The sequence below is a fragment of the Kitasatospora sp. NPDC089797 genome (assembly GCF_040684795.1).
In the GTDB taxonomy this organism is placed as follows: Bacteria; Actinomycetota; Actinomycetes; order Streptomycetales; family Streptomycetaceae; genus Kitasatospora.
Genome location: NZ_JBFBGS010000008.1, coordinates 123551 through 140475 on the forward strand (window position 1 = coordinate 123551; position 16925 = coordinate 140475).

General features: G+C 71.6%; 17 protein-coding genes. All 17 read left to right on the top strand.

The features are described from left to right. The first annotated feature begins 4 nt into the window (after positions 1–4). The 17 genes from thrC (at position 5) to AB0O91_RS08715 (ending at position 16873) form a co-directional block, all read left to right on the top strand. Complete coding sequence (gene thrC / locus AB0O91_RS08635; protein WP_363429342.1) at positions 5–1102, top strand: threonine synthase; 1098 nt, start codon at positions 5–7, stop codon at positions 1100–1102. A gap of 368 nt (positions 1103–1470) precedes the next feature. Then, positions 1471–2409, top strand: coding sequence for a homoserine kinase (thrB, locus tag AB0O91_RS08640; protein ID WP_363429345.1), 939 nt, complete (start codon positions 1471–1473; stop codon positions 2407–2409). A gap of 583 nt (positions 2410–2992) precedes the next feature. Further along, entirely contained in the window at positions 2993–5104 is a 2112-nt protein-coding gene (gene rho / locus AB0O91_RS08645; RefSeq protein ID WP_363429347.1) for a transcription termination factor Rho, read from the top strand. Between the two features lie 139 nt (positions 5105–5243). Next, positions 5244–6380, top strand: coding sequence for an LCP family protein (locus AB0O91_RS08650; RefSeq protein ID WP_363429350.1), 1137 nt, complete (start codon positions 5244–5246; stop codon positions 6378–6380). Positions 6381–6553: 173 nt separating this feature from the next. Continuing rightward, entirely contained in the window at positions 6554–6775 is a 222-nt protein-coding gene (gene rpmE, locus AB0O91_RS08655; protein WP_316526281.1) for a 50S ribosomal protein L31, read from the top strand. Positions 6776–6923: 148 nt separating this feature from the next. Continuing rightward, entirely contained in the window at positions 6924–8000 is a 1077-nt protein-coding gene (gene prfA, locus AB0O91_RS08660; RefSeq protein ID WP_363429352.1) for a peptide chain release factor 1, read from the top strand. A 63-nt stretch (positions 8001–8063) separates the two neighbouring features. Beyond that, a complete protein-coding gene (prmC, locus tag AB0O91_RS08665; protein ID WP_188302982.1) occupies positions 8064–8930 on the top strand; it encodes a peptide chain release factor N(5)-glutamine methyltransferase in 867 nt (288 codons plus the stop codon). Beyond that, positions 8927–9055 carry a hypothetical protein gene (locus AB0O91_RS08670; RefSeq protein ID WP_363429354.1) on the top strand — a complete coding sequence of 43 codons (129 nt, stop codon included), beginning with the start codon at positions 8927–8929 and terminating at the stop codon, positions 9053–9055. Before prmC ends, AB0O91_RS08670 begins: the two co-directional genes overlap by 4 nt. Positions 9056–9101: 46 nt before the next feature. Next, positions 9102–9749, top strand: coding sequence for an L-threonylcarbamoyladenylate synthase (locus AB0O91_RS08675; protein ID WP_363429356.1), 648 nt, complete (start codon positions 9102–9104; stop codon positions 9747–9749). Between the two features lie 32 nt (positions 9750–9781). Further along, positions 9782–10423, top strand: coding sequence for a protein-tyrosine-phosphatase (locus AB0O91_RS08680; protein WP_363429479.1), 642 nt, complete (start codon positions 9782–9784; stop codon positions 10421–10423). Between the two features lie 117 nt (positions 10424–10540). Then, on the top strand, positions 10541–11821 hold the full coding sequence (locus AB0O91_RS08685) for a serine hydroxymethyltransferase (protein WP_363429358.1): 1281 nt from the start codon (positions 10541–10543) through the stop codon (positions 11819–11821). A 198-nt stretch (positions 11822–12019) separates the two neighbouring features. Next, on the top strand, positions 12020–13300 hold the full coding sequence (locus tag AB0O91_RS08690; protein WP_363429360.1) for an MraY family glycosyltransferase: 1281 nt from the start codon (positions 12020–12022) through the stop codon (positions 13298–13300). Between the two features lie 300 nt (positions 13301–13600). Further along, positions 13601–14044, top strand: a complete 444-nt coding sequence (locus AB0O91_RS08695) for a hypothetical protein (protein ID WP_363429362.1) — start codon at positions 13601–13603, stop codon at positions 14042–14044. 285 nt (positions 14045–14329) lie between these two features. Continuing rightward, positions 14330–15145 (top strand): F0F1 ATP synthase subunit A, encoded by an 816-nt coding sequence (atpB, locus tag AB0O91_RS08700; protein ID WP_350504379.1) that lies wholly within the window; start codon positions 14330–14332, stop codon positions 15143–15145. Between the two features lie 84 nt (positions 15146–15229). Beyond that, on the top strand, positions 15230–15463 hold the full coding sequence (gene atpE, locus AB0O91_RS08705) for an ATP synthase F0 subunit C (protein ID WP_363429364.1): 234 nt from the start codon (positions 15230–15232) through the stop codon (positions 15461–15463). A gap of 37 nt (positions 15464–15500) precedes the next feature. Continuing rightward, positions 15501–16061, top strand: a complete 561-nt coding sequence (locus tag AB0O91_RS08710; RefSeq protein WP_363429366.1) for a F0F1 ATP synthase subunit B — start codon at positions 15501–15503, stop codon at positions 16059–16061. Beyond that, a complete protein-coding gene (locus AB0O91_RS08715) occupies positions 16058–16873 on the top strand; it encodes a F0F1 ATP synthase subunit delta (RefSeq protein WP_363429368.1) in 816 nt (271 codons plus the stop codon). Before AB0O91_RS08710 ends, AB0O91_RS08715 begins: the two co-directional genes overlap by 4 nt. The last annotated feature ends 52 nt before the right edge of the window (positions 16874–16925 follow it).

Below are 16925 nucleotides of genomic sequence, written 5' to 3' on the forward strand. Positions count from 1 at the left end.
AGCCATGAACGCCGTTGCCGAGAACGTCGTCCGAGGCGCGCACACCCACCAGTGGCGCGGCCTGATCGAGGAGTACCGGGACCGTCTGCCGGTCACCGCGGCCACCCCGGTGGTCACCCTGCTGGAGGGCGGCACGCCCCTGGTGCCCGCCCAGGTGCTGTCCGAGCGCACGGGCTGCGAGGTCTACCTCAAGGTCGAGGGCGCCAACCCGACCGGTTCCTTCAAGGACCGCGGGATGACGATGGCCATCTCCAAGGCCAAGGAGGAGGGCGCCCAGGCCGTCATCTGCGCGTCCACCGGCAACACCTCGGCCTCCGCCGCGGCGTACGCCGTGCGGGCCGGGATGGTCTCCGCCGTGCTCGTCCCGCAGGGCAAGATCGCCCTGGGCAAGATGGGTCAGGCGCTGGTCCACGGCGCCAGGATCCTCCAGGTCGAGGGGAACTTCGACGACTGCCTGACGCTGGCCCGGGAGCTGTCCGAGAAGTACCCGGTGGCGCTGGTCAACTCCGTGAACCCGGTGCGGATCGAGGGCCAGAAGACGGCGGCCTTCGAGATCGTCGACATGCTCGGCGACGCCCCGGACATCCACGTCCTGCCGGTCGGCAACGCGGGCAACATCACCGCCTACTGGAAGGGCTACCGGGAGTACGCCACCGACGGGATGGCCTCGCGCACCCCGCGGATGTGGGGCTTCCAGGCCGCCGGCTCGGCCCCGATCGTGGACGGCGCGCCCGTCCTCGCGCCGCAGACCATCGCCACCGCGATCCGGATCGGCAACCCGGCCTCCTGGGACTTCGCGCTCGCCGCGCGGGACGAGTCCGGCGGCCTCATCGACAAGGTGACGGACCGTCAGATCCTGTCCGCCTACCGGCTGTTGGCCGCACAGGAGGGCGTCTTCGTGGAGCCCGCCTCGGCCGCCTCGGTGGCCGGGCTGCTGGCCAAGGCGGAGGCCGGTCTGGTCGACCCGGGCCAGCGGATCGTCTGCACGGTGACCGGCAACGGCCTCAAGGACCCGGACTGGGCGGTGGCCGGCGCGCCGCAGCCGCAGATCGTCCCGATCGACCCCGAGGCGGCGGCCCGCCGGCTCGGACTGCTCGACTGACACCGGGGCCTGACGCGTCGACGGGCCGACCCTTTCGGGGGTCGGCCCGTCGACGTTCTCCGGTGACACTTTGGTGTCAATTCCGCTTCGCATTCCGGCCCCGATTAGCCCCGCTCCTTGACCGAGGGGGGTGTGCATTCCGGCCAGAACCGGCAACACACCAGATCGAAGGCCCACGGGGTGTACCACTGGGGAACCTCTCTTCGATACTCTGGGTTCGGCCGTGTGGCACATGCCCCGGGCCCGTCCTGGTACGGGCCGCGCCGACGACTGTGACCGCCAGGCCCGAGGGGCCCGCGGCCCTTTCCCACCCCCTCGCACCGACGACGCGCTCCGCGCCGCCCGATTTCCCCAGGAGAGTCCACCGCATGGCCGGTCCTGCGTTCCGTGCCGCCGCCGTCCGGGTCAGGGTTCCCGCGACCAGCGCCAACCTCGGCCCGGGCTTCGACGCCTTCGGGCTCGCGCTGGGTCTGTACGACGACGTGGTCGTCCGGGTCGCCGACTCCGGCCTCTCCGTCGACATCGCCGGCGAGGGTGCCGCGACGCTGCCCCGGGACGAGCGCCACCTGCTGATCCGCTCGATGCGGGCCGCCTTCGACCGGCTCGGCGGCCAGCCCCGCGGCCTCGAGGTGGTCTGCGCCAACCGGATACCGCACGGCCGCGGCCTGGGCTCCTCCTCGGCCGCCATCTGCGCCGGCATCGTGGCCGCCCGCGCGGTCACCATCGGCGGCCCGTCCGCGCTGGACGACGACGCGCTGCTGGCCCTCGCCTCCGAGCTGGAGGGCCACCCGGACAACGTCGCGGCCTGTCTGCGCGGCAACTTCACCATCGCGTGGACCGACGAGGAGTCGGCCAAGGCGATCGCCCTGGAGCCCTCCGAGCAGGTCGTCCCGGTGGTGTTCGTCCCGGCCGGCGAGGTGCTCACCGAGACCGCCCGCGGCCTGCTGCCGAAGACCGTCCCGCTGGCCGACGCGGCCGTCAACGCGGGCCGGTCCGCGCTGCTGGTCGAGGCGTTGACCCGGCGGCCCGAACTGCTCCTCGCCGCCACCGAGGACCGGCTGCACCAGGACTACCGCGCCTCCGCCATGCCGGAGAGCGCCGGACTGGTCGGCGCACTGCGCGCGGAGGGCGTCCCGGCGGTCATCTCCGGGGCCGGTCCGACCGTGCTGGCGCTCACCGACGAGGCGGGCGTCGACAAGGTGCTCTCCTTCGCCGGGCAGCACGGCCACGGCGGCGATCCGGCGTTCGCCGCGCACCGGCTCGGCGTCGACCGGACCGGGGCCACCGTGCTCCCGCTGGGCGTCTGAGCTGCCGGTTCGGGCCCGGCGCAGGCCGGGCCGTCCGGACACGATTGGCAAGCCCGAGGTCGGGGAATGTCTGAGGGGGTCGGTAGTGTTAACCTCATTGCTGCACCATGTGCCCTCCGGGGCTCGGTGCGCCGCGTCCCGATCCCAGCGTTCCACTGCCGTGGAACCGCCACGATGTCCGGGGCGACGATTCTCCGGGAGCCCACCGCAGCGCGTACGCAGCCTGCCTGCGCGACACGCGGCCGCATCCCGAAGCCGTGACGGCACCTGACTCCCACCCGCGGTCTCCCACCTAGAGGCCAGGACGGGCGGAGCGCGGGCCACCGTCACGCGACGGGGGCCCGGGATTCGCAGGCACAGCGTGGGGGCGCTACGCCCTCTGGGGAGGTCGACACACGACCGGCCCACGCGCCACCTCAGCACCACCCGTGCTTCACGCACCGCACCTCGCAGCTCTCCCTCGACGGGCTCCCGCCATTCGAGGGATCACCGCCTCGGACCGACGCAGTCGAGCGTTGGTCAGGACAGCACAACCGGTCGCCGAGCCAGACAGGCCGACGTCCGCTCCAGGGAAGGACCCTTAGTGAGCGACTCCACCGATCTGATGGGCGCGCGCCCGGACGCCGAGGCGTCGGACGCCGCCGCCGCCCCCGCCGCTCCGGCCCGCCGCCGCCGCAGTGCCGCCGCGGGTCTGGACGGGATGGTCCTGGCCGAGCTGCAGAAGCTCGCCGGGGACCTGGGCATCACCGGTACCGGACGCATGCGCAAGAGCCAGCTGATCGAGACCATCAAGGAGAAGAGCGGCGGGGACCCGCTGCTCGCCGCCGGTGGCGCCCCGGCCGCCAAGCGCACCGCCGCCAAGGCGGACGCCGAGGCCCCGGCCGAGAAGCCGGCCCGCCGCACCAAGGCCGCCGCTGCTGCCGCCGCCGCGGCCCCGGCCGCCGAGCCGCAGGCCCAGATCGAGATCCCGGTGCAGGCCGCGCCCGAGACCGCCGCGCCCGCCCGCGCCGAGCGCACCCGCCGCCGCGCCACCTCGGCCGCCGGCGCCCCCACGGCCCCCGCGGCCGCCGCCGAGGCGACCGCCGAGGCCGCCACCGTCGCGGTGGCCGAGCCCAAGCAGGCCGACCGCCCGGCCGAGACCCGCGGCTTCGAGGGCCGCGAGGAGGGTCGCGAGACCCGTCGCGACCGTCGCGAGCGTCGGGACCGCCGCGAGGGCGGCGAGCGCACCGAGCGCACCGAGCGTCAGGACGGCGCCGAGGCCCAGGCCGGCCAGGACGGCGACGGCCGCGAGTCGCGCCGCGACCGCCGCAACCGCCGGGACCGCGCCGACCGCCAGGGCGGTCAGCAGGGCCAGCCGCAGGGCCAGGGCGAGGGCCAGCAGCGCCGCGAGGGCGGTCAGGGCCAGCAGGCCCAGCAGCCCCAGGTCCAGCAGGGCGGTTACGACGACGACGAGTTCGGCGAGGGCCGTCGCGGCCGTCGCGGCCGTTACCGGGACCGCCGCGGCCGTCGCGGCCGCGACGGTTTCGAGGCGGGCGTGGTCGAGCCGCAGGTCGGCGAGGACGACGTCCTGATCCCGGTCGCGGGCATCCTCGACATCCTCGACAACTACGCGTTCGTCCGCACCTCGGGCTACCTGCCGGGCCAGAACGACGTCTACGTCTCGCTCGCCCAGGTCCGCAAGAACGGCCTGCGCAAGGGTGACGCCATCACCGGTGCGGTCCGCCAGCCGCGCGAGGGCGAGCGCCGCGAGAAGTTCAACGCCATGGTGCGGCTGGACTCCGTCAACGGCATGGACCCGGAGACCGGCCGCGGCCGCCCCGAGTTCAACAAGCTCACCCCGCTGTACCCGCAGGAGCGGCTGCGCCTGGAGACCGACCCGGGCGTGCTGACCACCCGGATCATCGACCTGGTGTCGCCGATCGGCAAGGGCCAGCGCGGTCTGATCGTGGCCCCGCCGAAGACCGGCAAGACCATGGTCCTGCAGGCGGTCGCCAACGCGATCACCCACAACAACCCCGAGTGCCACCTGATGGTCGTCCTGGTCGACGAGCGTCCGGAAGAGGTCACCGACATGCAGCGGTCGGTCAAGGGCGAGGTCATCTCCTCGACCTTCGACCGCCCGGCCGAGGACCACACCACCGTCGCCGAGCTGGCCATCGAGCGTGCCAAGCGCCTGGTCGAGCTGGGTCACGACGTGGTCATCCTGCTGGACTCGATCACCCGTCTGGGCCGCGCCTACAACCTGGCGGCGCCGGCCTCCGGCCGCATCCTGTCCGGTGGTGTCGACTCGACCGCGCTGTACCCGCCGAAGAAGTTCTTCGGCGCCGCGCGCAACATCGAGAACGGCGGCTCGCTGACCATCCTGGCCACCGCGCTGGTCGAGACCGGCTCGCGGATGGACGAGGTGATCTTCGAGGAGTTCAAGGGCACCGGCAACATGGAGCTCAAGCTCGACCGCAAGCTCTCGGACAAGCGCATCTTCCCGGCCGTCGACGTGGACGCCTCCAGCACCCGCAAGGAGGAGATCCTGCTCGGCAGCGAGGAGCTCGCCATCGTCTGGAAGCTGCGCCGGGTGCTGCACGCGCTCGACTCGCAGCAGGCGATCGAGCTGCTGCTGGACAAGATGAAGCAGACCAAGAGCAACGCCGAGTTCCTGATGCAGATCGCCAAGACCACCCCCGGCTCCGGCGACTGACCGTAGTCGGACGGCTGTCGAGGCACCGAACCCCGGATCGCGCGAGCGGTCCGGGGTTCGCCGTGTCCGGACCGCTTTGTTCCAGAGCTGGGACAGATTGAGGTCATTTGATCTTCTTGTCCGTTTTACTCTGGAGCGTATGGCCGAGCACAAGAGGGTCCCGAGTCGCCGCCGCAAGATCCTGCGGTGGTCCGCCTGCGCGGTCGCCGCGCTGGTCGTCGCCGGCGGCGGAGCGGGCGCTTACGCGTACCTGAAGCTCAACGGCAACATCAAGAGCGTCGACATCGACTCCCGCCTGGGCGACGCCCGGCCCCCGGCCGCCACCGACGGCTCCTTCAACATCCTGGTGCTGGGCTCCGACTCGCGGGTCGGCGAGAACGGCGACCTGGCCGGCGGGGACACCGGTGACACCGCCCGCTCCGACACCGCGATGGTGGTGCACGTCAACCAGGACCACTCACGGGCCTCGATCGTGTCGATCCCGCGCGACACCCTGGTCGACCGGCCGCAGTGCACGGACGCCGGCGGCAAGGCCGTCCCGGCGGTCAAGCGCGCGATGTACAACAGCGCCTTCGAGGCCGGCGGCGCGGCCTGCGCGGTCAAGACCACCGAACAGCTCACCGGGCTGCGGATGGACCACTACCTCCAGGTGGACTTCGCCGGCTTCGCCCGGGTCGTGGACGCGATAGGCGGGGCCACCGTCACGACCACGGTGGCCATCCACGACAAGGACAGCGGGCTCGACCTGCCGGCCGGCGAGCACCACCTGGACGGGCAGCAGGCGCTGGCCTTCGTCCGCACCCGGCACGGCGTCGGCGACGGCAGCGACCTCGGCCGGATCGAGCTGCAGAAGCAGATGGTCAAGTCGCTGCTCCAGCAGGCCGGCGGGCTCGGGCTGTTCTCCAACCCGGTCAAGCTGTGGTCGATCGGCGACACCATGACCAAGAGCGTCACCACCGACTCCGCGCTCGGCTCGGTGAACTCCCTGGTGGGGCTGGTCCAGGAACTCAAGGGGATCGGGCCGGACCAGCTGACCATGGTCACCCTGCCGGTGGTGACCGCCCCCAGCGACCCCAACCGGGTGGTCGAGCAGCAGCCGCAGGCCGGGAACGTCTGGGCGGCGCTCAAGGCCGACCAGCCGATCCCGCAGGCGGTCGTCTCCGCCCAGCCGGAGAACCCGGCCCAGGCGGCGCCCACGGCCTCCCCGGCGGCCGTTCCCAAGGTGGCCCCGAAGACCACGCCGAAGCCCGCCGGAACGGCCACCGCAGGGCGCTGACGGCGCCGTCCGAGCGGCTCCCGACGGCCCCCGGACGAGCGTCCGGAATATCCCGGAACGGGGGCCGGTTTGGGAAGATGCGGCCGGTCCTGGCAGACTGGTCCGTCGGTCCCGGTTCACGTGCGGCACTCCAGTCGCCGACCCGGTGCCCTCCCGAAAACTAGGAGAACCCCTTGAAGCCCAACGTTCACCCGGAGTACGTGGTCACGAAGGTGACCTGCACCTGCGGCGCCGAGTTCACCACCCGCTCGACGGAGACCAGCGGCGAGATCCGCGCCGAGGTCTGCTCGCAGTGCCACCCCTTCTACACCGGCAAGCAGAAGATCCTCGACACGGGTGGCCGCGTGGCCCGCTTCGAGAAGCGCTTCGGCAAGCAGCACAGCGCGAAGGCCTAGCGCTCCCTCGGCGCCGGTTCCCGGTGCCCCCGTACTCGTTGTCGGGGGCGCTGGGGACCGGCGCCGTTCGCGTCCCAGCGCGCGTTCCCCGTTCCACCCCGCTCCGCCCCCTCCGCACGTTCCGAGCCCCCGGGAAGAAGGCCACCCCATGTTCGAGGCAGTCGAAGAGCTCCTCGTCGAGCACGCCGACCTCGAGAAGAGGCTGGCCGACCCGTCCGTGCACGCCGACCAGAACAACGCCCGCAAGCTGGCCAAGCGGTACGCCGAGCTGACCCCGATCACCCGGGCCTACCGGCAGTGGCGGCAGGCCGGCGAGGACATCGAGGCCGCGCGCGAACTCGCCGCCGAGGACCCGGAGTTCCTCTCCGAGGTGAAGGACTCCGAGCACCGCCGGGACGAACTGACCGAGGAACTGCGGCTGCTGCTCGTCCCGCGCGACCCGAGCGACGACAAGGACGTCATCCTGGAGATCAAGGCGGGCGAGGGCGGCGAGGAGTCCGCGCTGTTCGCCGGCGACCTGCTCCGGATGTACCTGCGCTTCGCCGAGCGGGTCGGCTGGAAGACCGAGCTCATCGACTCCAACGAGTCCGACCTGGGCGGCTACAAGGACGTCTCGGTGGCCGTGAAGACCAAGGGCAACGCCGAGCCCGGCCAGGGCGTCTGGGCCCGGCTGAAGTACGAGGGCGGCGTGCACCGCGTGCAGCGCGTCCCCGCCACCGAGTCGCAGGGCCGCATCCACACCTCCGCGGCGGGCGTGCTGGTCACCCCCGAGGCGGAGGAGGTCGAGGTCGAGATCGTCGCCAACGACCTGCGGATCGACGTCTACCGCTCCTCCGGCCCCGGCGGCCAGTCGGTCAACACCACCGACTCGGCGGTCCGGATCACCCACCTGCCGACCGGTATCGTGGCGTCCTGCCAGAACGAGAAGAGCCAGCTGCAGAACAAGGAGCAGGCGATGCGCATCCTGCGTTCGCGGCTGCTGGCCGCCGCGCAGGAGGAAGCCGAGCGGGAGGCCTCCGACGCGCGTCGCAGCCAGGTCCGCACGGTGGACCGCTCCGAGCGGATCCGGACGTACAACTACCCCGAGAACCGCATCTCGGACCACCGCACGGGGTTCAAGGCGTACAACCTGGACCAGGTCCTGGACGGCGACCTGAACGCGGTGATCCAGTCCTGCGTCGACAAGGACGCGGCGGCCAAGCTCGCCGCGGCCCAAGAGAACTGAGACCGGCGCGCCCCAGCCCGACGCAAGCCCGAAGCCGGAGCGCAGAAACATGAGGTCGTACGGATGAACCTGCTGCTCGCCGAGGTGGCCCAGGCCACCCAGCGGTTGGCCGCGGCCGGCGTGCCGTCGCCGCGCTTCGACGCGGAGGAACTCGCCGCCTACGTCCACAACGTCAAGCGCAGCCAGCTGCACACGGTGAAGGACGCCGACTTCGACGCCCGCTACTGGGAGGCGGTGTCGCGCCGCGAGGCACGCGAGCCGCTCCAGCACATCACCGGGCGCGCGTTCTTCCGCTACCTCGAGCTGGAGGTCGGCCCCGGGGTGTTCGTGCCCCGGCCGGAGACCGAGACGGTCGTCGAGTGGGCGATAGACGCGGTGCGCGACATGGACGTCGCCGAGCCGCTGGTGGTCGACCTCTGCTCGGGCTCGGGCGCCATCGCGCTCGCCCTGGCCCAGGAGCTGCCGCGCTCGACCGTGCACGCCTTCGAGCTGGACGAGGGGGCGCTGGAGTACACCCGGCGCAACATCGAGGCCAGCCCGGACCGCGCCAGGGTCACCCTGCACGCCGGGGACGCCACCAAGGCCTTCGAGGACGACCGCTCCTGGGACGGCCGCTTCGACCTGGTGATCTCGAACCCGCCGTACATCCCGCTCACCGAGTGGGAGTACGTCGCGCCGGAGGCCCGTGACCACGACCCGCAGATGTCGCTGTTCTCCGGCGAGGACGGTCTGGACACCATCCGCGGCATCGAGCGGGTGGCCGCCCGGCTGCTGCGCCCGGGCGGCGCGGTGGTGATCGAGCACGCCGACCAGCAGGGCGGCCAGGTGCCGTGGATCTTCAACGAGGAACGCGGCTGGACGGACACCGCCGACCACCGCGACCTGAACAACCGGCCGCGCTTCACGACCGCCCGGAGGGTCGGGTCGTGACCCTCGGACGCAGCACGACCGCCCGGGTGGGCCGGGTCGTGGACACGGAACGCTTCACGACCGCCCGGGTGGGCCGGGTCGTGACCCTCGAACGCAGCAGGACGGCTTCCAGGGCCGCGCTGTGAACACCGCCGCGAACGTCATGATCCTTTCCGGAAGGGGACCGTACCGATGAGCCGCCGCTACGACTGTGCCGACACCGGGGACCGCGCCACGGGCCTGCGCGAGGCCGCCTCGGCCATCCGCCGCGGCGAACTCGTCGTGCTGCCCACCGACACCCTCTACGGGGTCGGCGCGGACGCCTTCTCCCCGGAGGCCGTCGGCGAGCTGCTGGCGGCCAAGGGCCGCGGCCGCAACATGCCCTCGCCGGTCCTGGTCGGCTCGCCGACCACCCTGCACGGCCTGGTCACCGACTTCTCCGAGCAGGCCTGGGAGCTGGTCGACGCGTTCTGGCCCGGCGGGCTCACCCTGGTCGCCAAGCACCAGCCCTCGCTGCGCTGGGACCTCGGCGAGACCCGCGGCACCGTCGCGGTCCGGATGCCGCTGCACCCGGTCGCCATCGAGCTGCTGAACACCACCGGCCCGCTCGCCGTCTCCAGCGCCAACAAGACCGGCGGGCCGTCCCCGGCGACCTGCGACGAGGCACAGGCCCAGCTGGGCGACGCCATCTCGGTCTACCTGGACGGCGGGAACGCCGACCACGCCACCGCGTCGTCGATCGTGGACGTCACCGGCAAGGTGCCGGTGCTGCTGCGGGCCGGCGCGATCAGCATCGAGCAGCTGAGGGAGGTCGTCCCCGACCTGGAGGCCGGAAGTTGACACCCATCGCCTCGCTCCATGACGGGCCCGGCATAGCGCCGTACCTGGCCGTGGGTCCCAGGCCGCTGGACCACTTCCGGATCCTGTACGTCTGCACCGGCAACATCTGCCGCTCGCCGATCGCCGAGCGGCTCACCCGGCGCGAGCTGGACACCCGGCTCAGCCCCCGGGTGGCCGGCCGGATCCTGGTGGAGAGTGCCGGCACCTGGGGCCACGTGGGCGCGCCGATGGAGGACCACGCCGCGACCGTGCTGGACGAGTACGGCGCGGACAGCGGCGGCTTCACCGGCCGGGAGCTGCTGGACGAGCACGTGGTCGAGGCCGACCTGGTGCTCACCGCGACCCTGGACCACCGGGCCCAGGTGATCTCGATGGGCCACGAGGCGGGCCTGCGCACCTTCACGATCAAGGAGTTCACCCGCCTGGTGCGGACGATCGACCCGGGCACCCTGCCCGATCCGCGCCGCGGCGCCGACGTCACCGAGCGGGCCCGCGCCCTGGTCCGGGCCGCCGCCGCGCTGCGCGGCTGGCTGCTGGCCGCGACCCCGGAGTCCGACGAGCTGGACGACCCGTACGGGGCGCCGATCGGCATGTTCCGCAACTGCGGCGAGGAGATATTCCACGCGGTCGACCCGGTGGTCACCGCGCTCACCGGCCTGCCGGCGCCGCGCTGACCGACCGCCGAACGGCCCCGTCCCGACGGGCCGGGTGGCGGGGACGGTCCTACGCTGGGTGAACACCCCCCAGTCGTCGGCCGGGGGTGCCCCATCCGCAGCGCCGGGAGCCCTGCCATGACCGTCACCGATGCCGCCGCCGGCTCGACCGCGACGAGGGGGCGCCCGTGGGCGTCCGAGGCGCTGCACCGGGCGGATCCCCAGATCGCCGACCTGCTGGCCGCCGAGGCCGAGCGGCGGGCCGAGACGATCCAGCTGCTGGCGGGGGAGAACCTGACCGCCCCGGCCGTCCTGGCGGCGCTGACCGGCCCGCTGATCGACAAGTACGCCGAGGGCTACCCGGGCCGCCGGCACCACACCGGCTGTGCGCTGGCGGACGCCGCGGAGCTGCTGGCGATCGACCGGGCGCGCCTGCTGTTCGCCGCCCCGCACGCCAACGTCCAGCCCAGATCGGCGACTTCGGCGATGCTCGCGGCGTACGCGGCGCTGCTGCGGCCCGGTGACGGGGTGCTGGCGATGTCGCTGGAGCACGGCGGACACCTCAGCTGCGGTTCGCGGGCCAACTTCTCCGGCCGCTGGTTCGACTTCACCGGCTACGGCGTGCGCGAGGCGGACGGCCTGATCGACCTCGACCAGGTGCGCGAGCTGGCCCGGCTGCACCGCCCCAAGGCGATCGTGGCGGGGTCGATCTCGTACCCGCGGCATCCGGACTGGGCGGCCTTCCGGGAGATCGCCGACGAGGTGGACGCCTACCTGATCGCCTCGGTGGCGCAGACCGCGGGCCTGGTCGCGGCCGGGGTGGCGCCCTCCCCGGTGCCGTACGCGGACGTCACGGTGGCGGCCACCCACAAACTGCTGCGCGGCCCGCGCGGGGGTCTGCTGCTGTCCACCGCGGAGCTGGCCGAGCGGATCGACCGGGCGGTCTTCCCGTTCAGCCAGGGCGGTGCGGCGATGAACGAGGTGGCCGGCAAGGCGGTGGCGCTCGCGGAGGCCGGGAAGCCCGCCTACCGGGCCTACGCGCAGCGGACGGTGTCCGGGGCGCAGGCGCTCGCCAGGGGGCTCGCAGAGGCCGGTATGCGCCCTCTGACGGGCGGTACCGACACCCACCTGGTCACCGCCGACGTCCGTCCGCTCGGCGTGACCGGTGCGGAGGCCGAACGGCGCTGCGCCGCCGCCGGGTTGCTGCTCGGCAAGTGCGCCCTGCCGTTCGACCCGGCGCCGGCCGCCGACGCCTCCGGGATCCGGCTCGGCACGGGCACCGTGACCAGCCAGGGGATGGGCGAGGCGGAGCTGACCGGGATCGCCGGACTGATCGCGCGACTGCTCTCCGGGGAGGCGCCCGGACCGGTCGCGGAGCGGGTCCGGGAGCTGGCGTCGGCCTACGCGGAGCGGGCCTGAGCGGGGGCCGCGCACCGCTCCGCGGGGCCGGTCCGTCCACGGGCATCCGGATCTCCTACCCGGGAGGGCGAACCGCGATGCACGTCCCGGGCGTCCGACTCAATAAGGTGTGTGCCGTGGCGACGCACCTCGAACCCCGGGAAGGCAGGGGAGTACCTTCGGTACTTCCCCGTTCGACAGTGATGCAGGAGGCCAGTGGTGCGTGAGTATCTGCTGGTGCTGTTCTGCACCGCGGCCGTCACCTACCTGTTGACCGGCCCGGTACGGAAGTTCGCGATCGCGGCGGGCGCGATGCCCCCGGTCCGCGCCCGCGACGTGCACCGCGAGCCCACTCCGCGGCTCGGCGGCATCGCGATGTTCGGCGGACTGTGCGCGGGCATCCTGGTCGCCTCGCAGCTGGACAACCTGAGCAAGGTGTTCAACGGCGGCAGCGACATCCGCGCGCTGCTGTCCGGCGCCGGGATCATGTTCCTGCTCGGCGTGCTGGACGACAAGTGGGGCGTGGACGCCCTGGTGAAGCTCGGCGGCCAGATGATCGCCGCCGGCGTGATGGTCTGGCAGGGCGTCACGGTGATCAGCCTCCCGGTGCCCGGGGTCGGCTCGGTCGCGGTCAGCCCGACCCAGGGCATGGTCATCTCGGTCACCCTGGTCGTCGTCATGGTCAACGCGGTGAACTTCATCGACGGCCTGGACGGCCTGGCGGGCGGCATGGTCTGCATCGCCGCGATCGCGTTCTTCCTGTACAGCTACCGGCTCTGGTACGGCTACGCGATCACCGACGCGGCCCCCGCCGTGCTGTTCAGCGTGCTGCTGATCGGCATGTGCCTGGGCTTCCTGGCGCACAACATGCACCCCGCGCGGATCTTCATGGGCGACTCCGGCTCGATGATGCTGGGGCTGATGCTGGCCGTCGCCGCGATCTCGATCACCGGCCGGGTCGACCCGGACCTGATCAACAGTGAGACCGGTTCGCAGACCGCCACCGTGCACACCCTGGTGCCGATCTACATCCCGCTGCTGCTGCCGCTGACCGTGATCGCGCTGCCGCTGGCGGACCTGCTGCTCGCCGTGGTGCGCCGCACCTGGGCCGGCCAGTCCCCGTTCGCCGCCGACAAGCGGCACCTGCACCACCGGCTGCTCCAGGTCGGGCACTCGCACAGCCGGGCCGTGCTGATCATGTACTTCTGGGCCGCGCTGATCGCCTTCGGCACGGTCGCGTTCTCGGTGACCAACACCGGCCGCGCGGTGGTGCTGACCCTCGCCGGGCTCTGCCTGGTCGGCCTGGTGGTGCTGCTCACCCCGCGGTTCCGGCCGCGCGCGCCCCGGGCGGTGCAGTCCTTCGTCCCGCCGCGGTACCGGCGGCGGTCCGTCTCGGCGCCGATGGCCGAACTGTCGGCGAAGGACAAGCAACTTCTGGGTGAAGCCAGCCGGGGCCCGTCCGCCCCGTCCGACCACCACAAGGCCACCGGCCGCCGGTGACAACGGAGTTGATGATCCGTCAAATGGGCTCACCCGTACGGCGGAATCGTTGCGCCGTCGGTGTGACAGGAGCCACACATTCATGGTAAAGCTCTCATCAAATAGTTTGTGATACCGTTCACGAGTACCGAGAACACGCCGAAAGACCTGACAGGTGGAGGACTTCCGTCCCTGGTCGGTCTCCTTCGACGGGCCCGACTCGCTCGCGGGCGGCCCGGCGGCGGTCCCTCGGTCCGGTGTCACCCGCCACCATCAGTGCCCGTCCCCCCGCCACATCGACATGCCGCCGGAGCTGCCGACATGCCGTCCCCCGACGCCCGGGTCCTCCGAGGCGCCGCGATTCCCACTGCGGTCGCCGGGATCATCGCCATGGCGATCTCCTTCGCCGTCGCCGGTGGGAAGGGCCTGCTCGGCGCCCTCTTCGGCGCCCTTCTGGTGCTGGCCTTCTTCAGCTTCGGCCAGATCGCGCTGGACCGCCTGACCAGGTCGAACCCGCAGATCATGATGGCCGCGGCGCTGCTGGTGTACACCACTCAGATCCTGCTGGTCGGCATCGTGCTGGCGGTGTTCAAGAACACCGAGCTGTTCCACCGGCAGGCCTTCGCCTTCACCCTGATCGGCTGCGTGCTGGTCTTCACCGGCTTCCAGGTGCGCGGTGCGCTCAAGGCCAAGACCTTCTACGTCGACCCCAACGCCTCGGAAAGCAAGGGTGACAAGCCCTCCGACAAGGGTCGTCAACAGTGACGAGGCCTGACTGTCCCCCCAACGAGGGGGGCGGTGTTTATGCCGCACTGACGGGCTGCTATCGTCCGTCGCAACAACGGAGTACGGGAAGAGGCCAGGTCTGTCCTGAGAGTGGACGGATCGCCCCCCGGACCCGCGCAGTCTTCGATGATCCCGCAGTCGCGCAGCGCGCCGTCGCGCGGGGTCGGCGAGATACCCATCAAGTTCCAGTGCCGCTCCGTGGTCGCAGGCCACGCCGACACACCGAGGTTGCCGTAACCATGCGTCACGACGAAGGAGTCCGCGGTGAGTGCTGAACTCACGTCCTCGCTCGCCTCAGGCAGCTGCCACTTCGGGGACGCTGGCTGCGGCTTCCCGGCCCCGGGCCTGAACGAGTTCCAGTTCAAGCCGATCTTCTCGGTCGGCGGCATCGACTTCAACAAGCCGATGCTGCTGTCGATCATCGTCGCGCTGCTGGTCGTCGTGTTCTTCTGGGCCGCCTTCGCGAAGCCGCGCCTGGTCCCCGGCAAGCTGCAGCTGGTCGGCGAGATCGGCTACGACTTCGTCAAGCGCTCCATCGTGATGGAGACGATCGGCAAGAAGGGCGAGAAGTACGTCCCGATGCTGGTCTCGATGTTCTTCTTCGTCTGGCTGATGAACATCATGTCGATCATCCCGTTCGCGCAGTTCCCGGTGACGGCGTCGATCGCGTTCCCGGCGGGTCTGGCCGCGGTCGTGTGGATCACCTACATGACGCTGACCTTCAAGAAGCACGGCTTCGTCGGCGGTCTGAAGAACCTCTGCTGGCCGTCGGGCATCCCCGGCTGGGTCATGTTCATCCTGGTGCCGATCGAGTTCTTCTCGAACATCTTCGTGCGCCCCTTCACGCTCGCGGTCCGAGCCTTCGCGAACATGTTCGCCGGCCACCTGCTGATCGTGATGTTCTCCATTGCCTCCTGGTACCTGCTCAGCCCGACCCTGGGCGCGCTGTACGGCTCGGCCTCCTTCGTGGTCGCCGTCGGCCTGACCGCCTTCGAGCTGCTGGTCCAGTTCCTGCAGGCCTACATCTTCGTGATGCTGGCCAGCAGCTACATCGCCGGTGCCCTGGAAGAAGCGCACTGAGCCACGCAGCCCCGGCTGCCACCCCTCCCGAACGCCCGGTGGCCAATCACCACCGGTTCACCACCCCGCAAAGGACAAGCTGAAATGACGCAGCTCGCTGAGGTCTACGGTTCCGTCGCCTCGATCGGTTACGGTCTCGCCGCGATCGGCCCCGGCATCGGTGTCGGTCTCATCTTCGGTAACGGTGTCCAGGCCATGGCCCGTCAGCCCGAGGCTGCCGGTCTGATCCGTTCCAACATGTTCATCGGCTTCGCGCTGACCGAGGCGCTCGCCCTCATCGGCATCGTCATGCCGTTCGTCTTCGGCGCCGGCAAGTAATTCCCCGCCGCTAGACCCTTTCGAGGAAGGTCCAGATATGACTTTCGCGGCTCACCTCGCGGAGGAGGGGGAGAAGATGAACCCCCTGCTGCCCGCGTGGCCCGAGATCATCATCGGCCTGCTCTGCTTCTTCATCGTCTTCGGTCTGCTCGGCAAGAAGCTCCTCCCCAGCATCGAGAAGGTGCTGTCGGAGCGTCGGGACGCCATCGAGGGCGGCATGGAGCGCGCCGAGGCCGCCCAGGCCGAGGCTCAGGCCCTGCTTGAGCAGTACCGCGCCGAGCTCGCCGAGGCGCGCCACGAGGCCGCCCGCATCGTCGAGCAGGCTCGCGAGCAGGGCGCCGCCCAGCTCACCGAGATGCGCGAGGAGGGCCAGCGCCAGCGCGAGGCCATCGTCGCCGCCGGCCACGCCCAGATCGAGGCCGACAAGAAGCAGGCGACTGCCGCCCTGCGTCAGGACGTGGGTTCGCTGGCCACCCAGCTGGCTTCCCGCATCGTGGGCGAGTCCCTTGAGGACAACGCCCGGCAGAGTGGCGTGATCGACCGCTTCCTGAACGAGCTGGAGGCCAAGGCCGCCGTTGCTCAGGGTGCGGCCAAGTGATCGGCGCCAGCCGCGAGGCGCTCGCCGCCGGCCGGAAGAACCTGGACAGCCTGACCGACTCCACCTCGGTGGACGCGGCCAAGCTGGCCGAGGAGCTCACCGCCGTCACGGCAGTACTGGACCGTGAGGTGTCGCTGCGCCGCGTTCTGACCGACCCGTCCCGGTCGGGCCAGGACAAGGCCCAGCTGGTCACCTCGCTGCTGACCGGTCAGGTCTCCGGCGAAGCGGTGGACCTGGTCTCCGGCCTGGTCCGCTCCCGCTGGTCGGGCGCGCGCGACCTGGTCGACGCGACCGAGGAGCTCGCCGCGTACGCCGAGGTCATCGCCGCCGACCGGGTGGGTGCCCTGGACGACGTCGAGGACGAGCTGTTCCGCTTCGGCCGGGTGGTGAGCGGCTCGCACGAGCTGCGCGCCGCGCTGACCGAGCCGAAGGCCGGCGCCGTCGCCAAGGCCGCGCTGATCAACAAGCTCCTCGGCGGCCGCGCCAACGCCGGCACCGTCCGGCTGGTCACCGCCCTCGTCAACGCGCCGCGTGGTCGTAGCCTGGAGCAGGGCCTCGAGTCCTACTCGAAGCTCGCCGCCGCGCGCCGCGACCGCATGGTGGCCCTGGTCACCAGCGCGGTGCCGCTGTCGGACACCCAGAAGGAGCGCCTGTCCGGTGCTCTCGGTCGGATGTACGGCCGCCAGGTCCACCTGAACATCGACGTCGACCCCGAGGTCGTCGGCGGCGTGCGGGTGCAGATCGGCGACGAGATCATCGACGGCACCGTGTCGAGCCGCCTCGAAGGCGCTCGCCAGTCGCTCGAAGGCTGAGCACAACCAGCAGCACATCCGACCCTCGGTCGGGGAACCGGCTCCCCAAGGA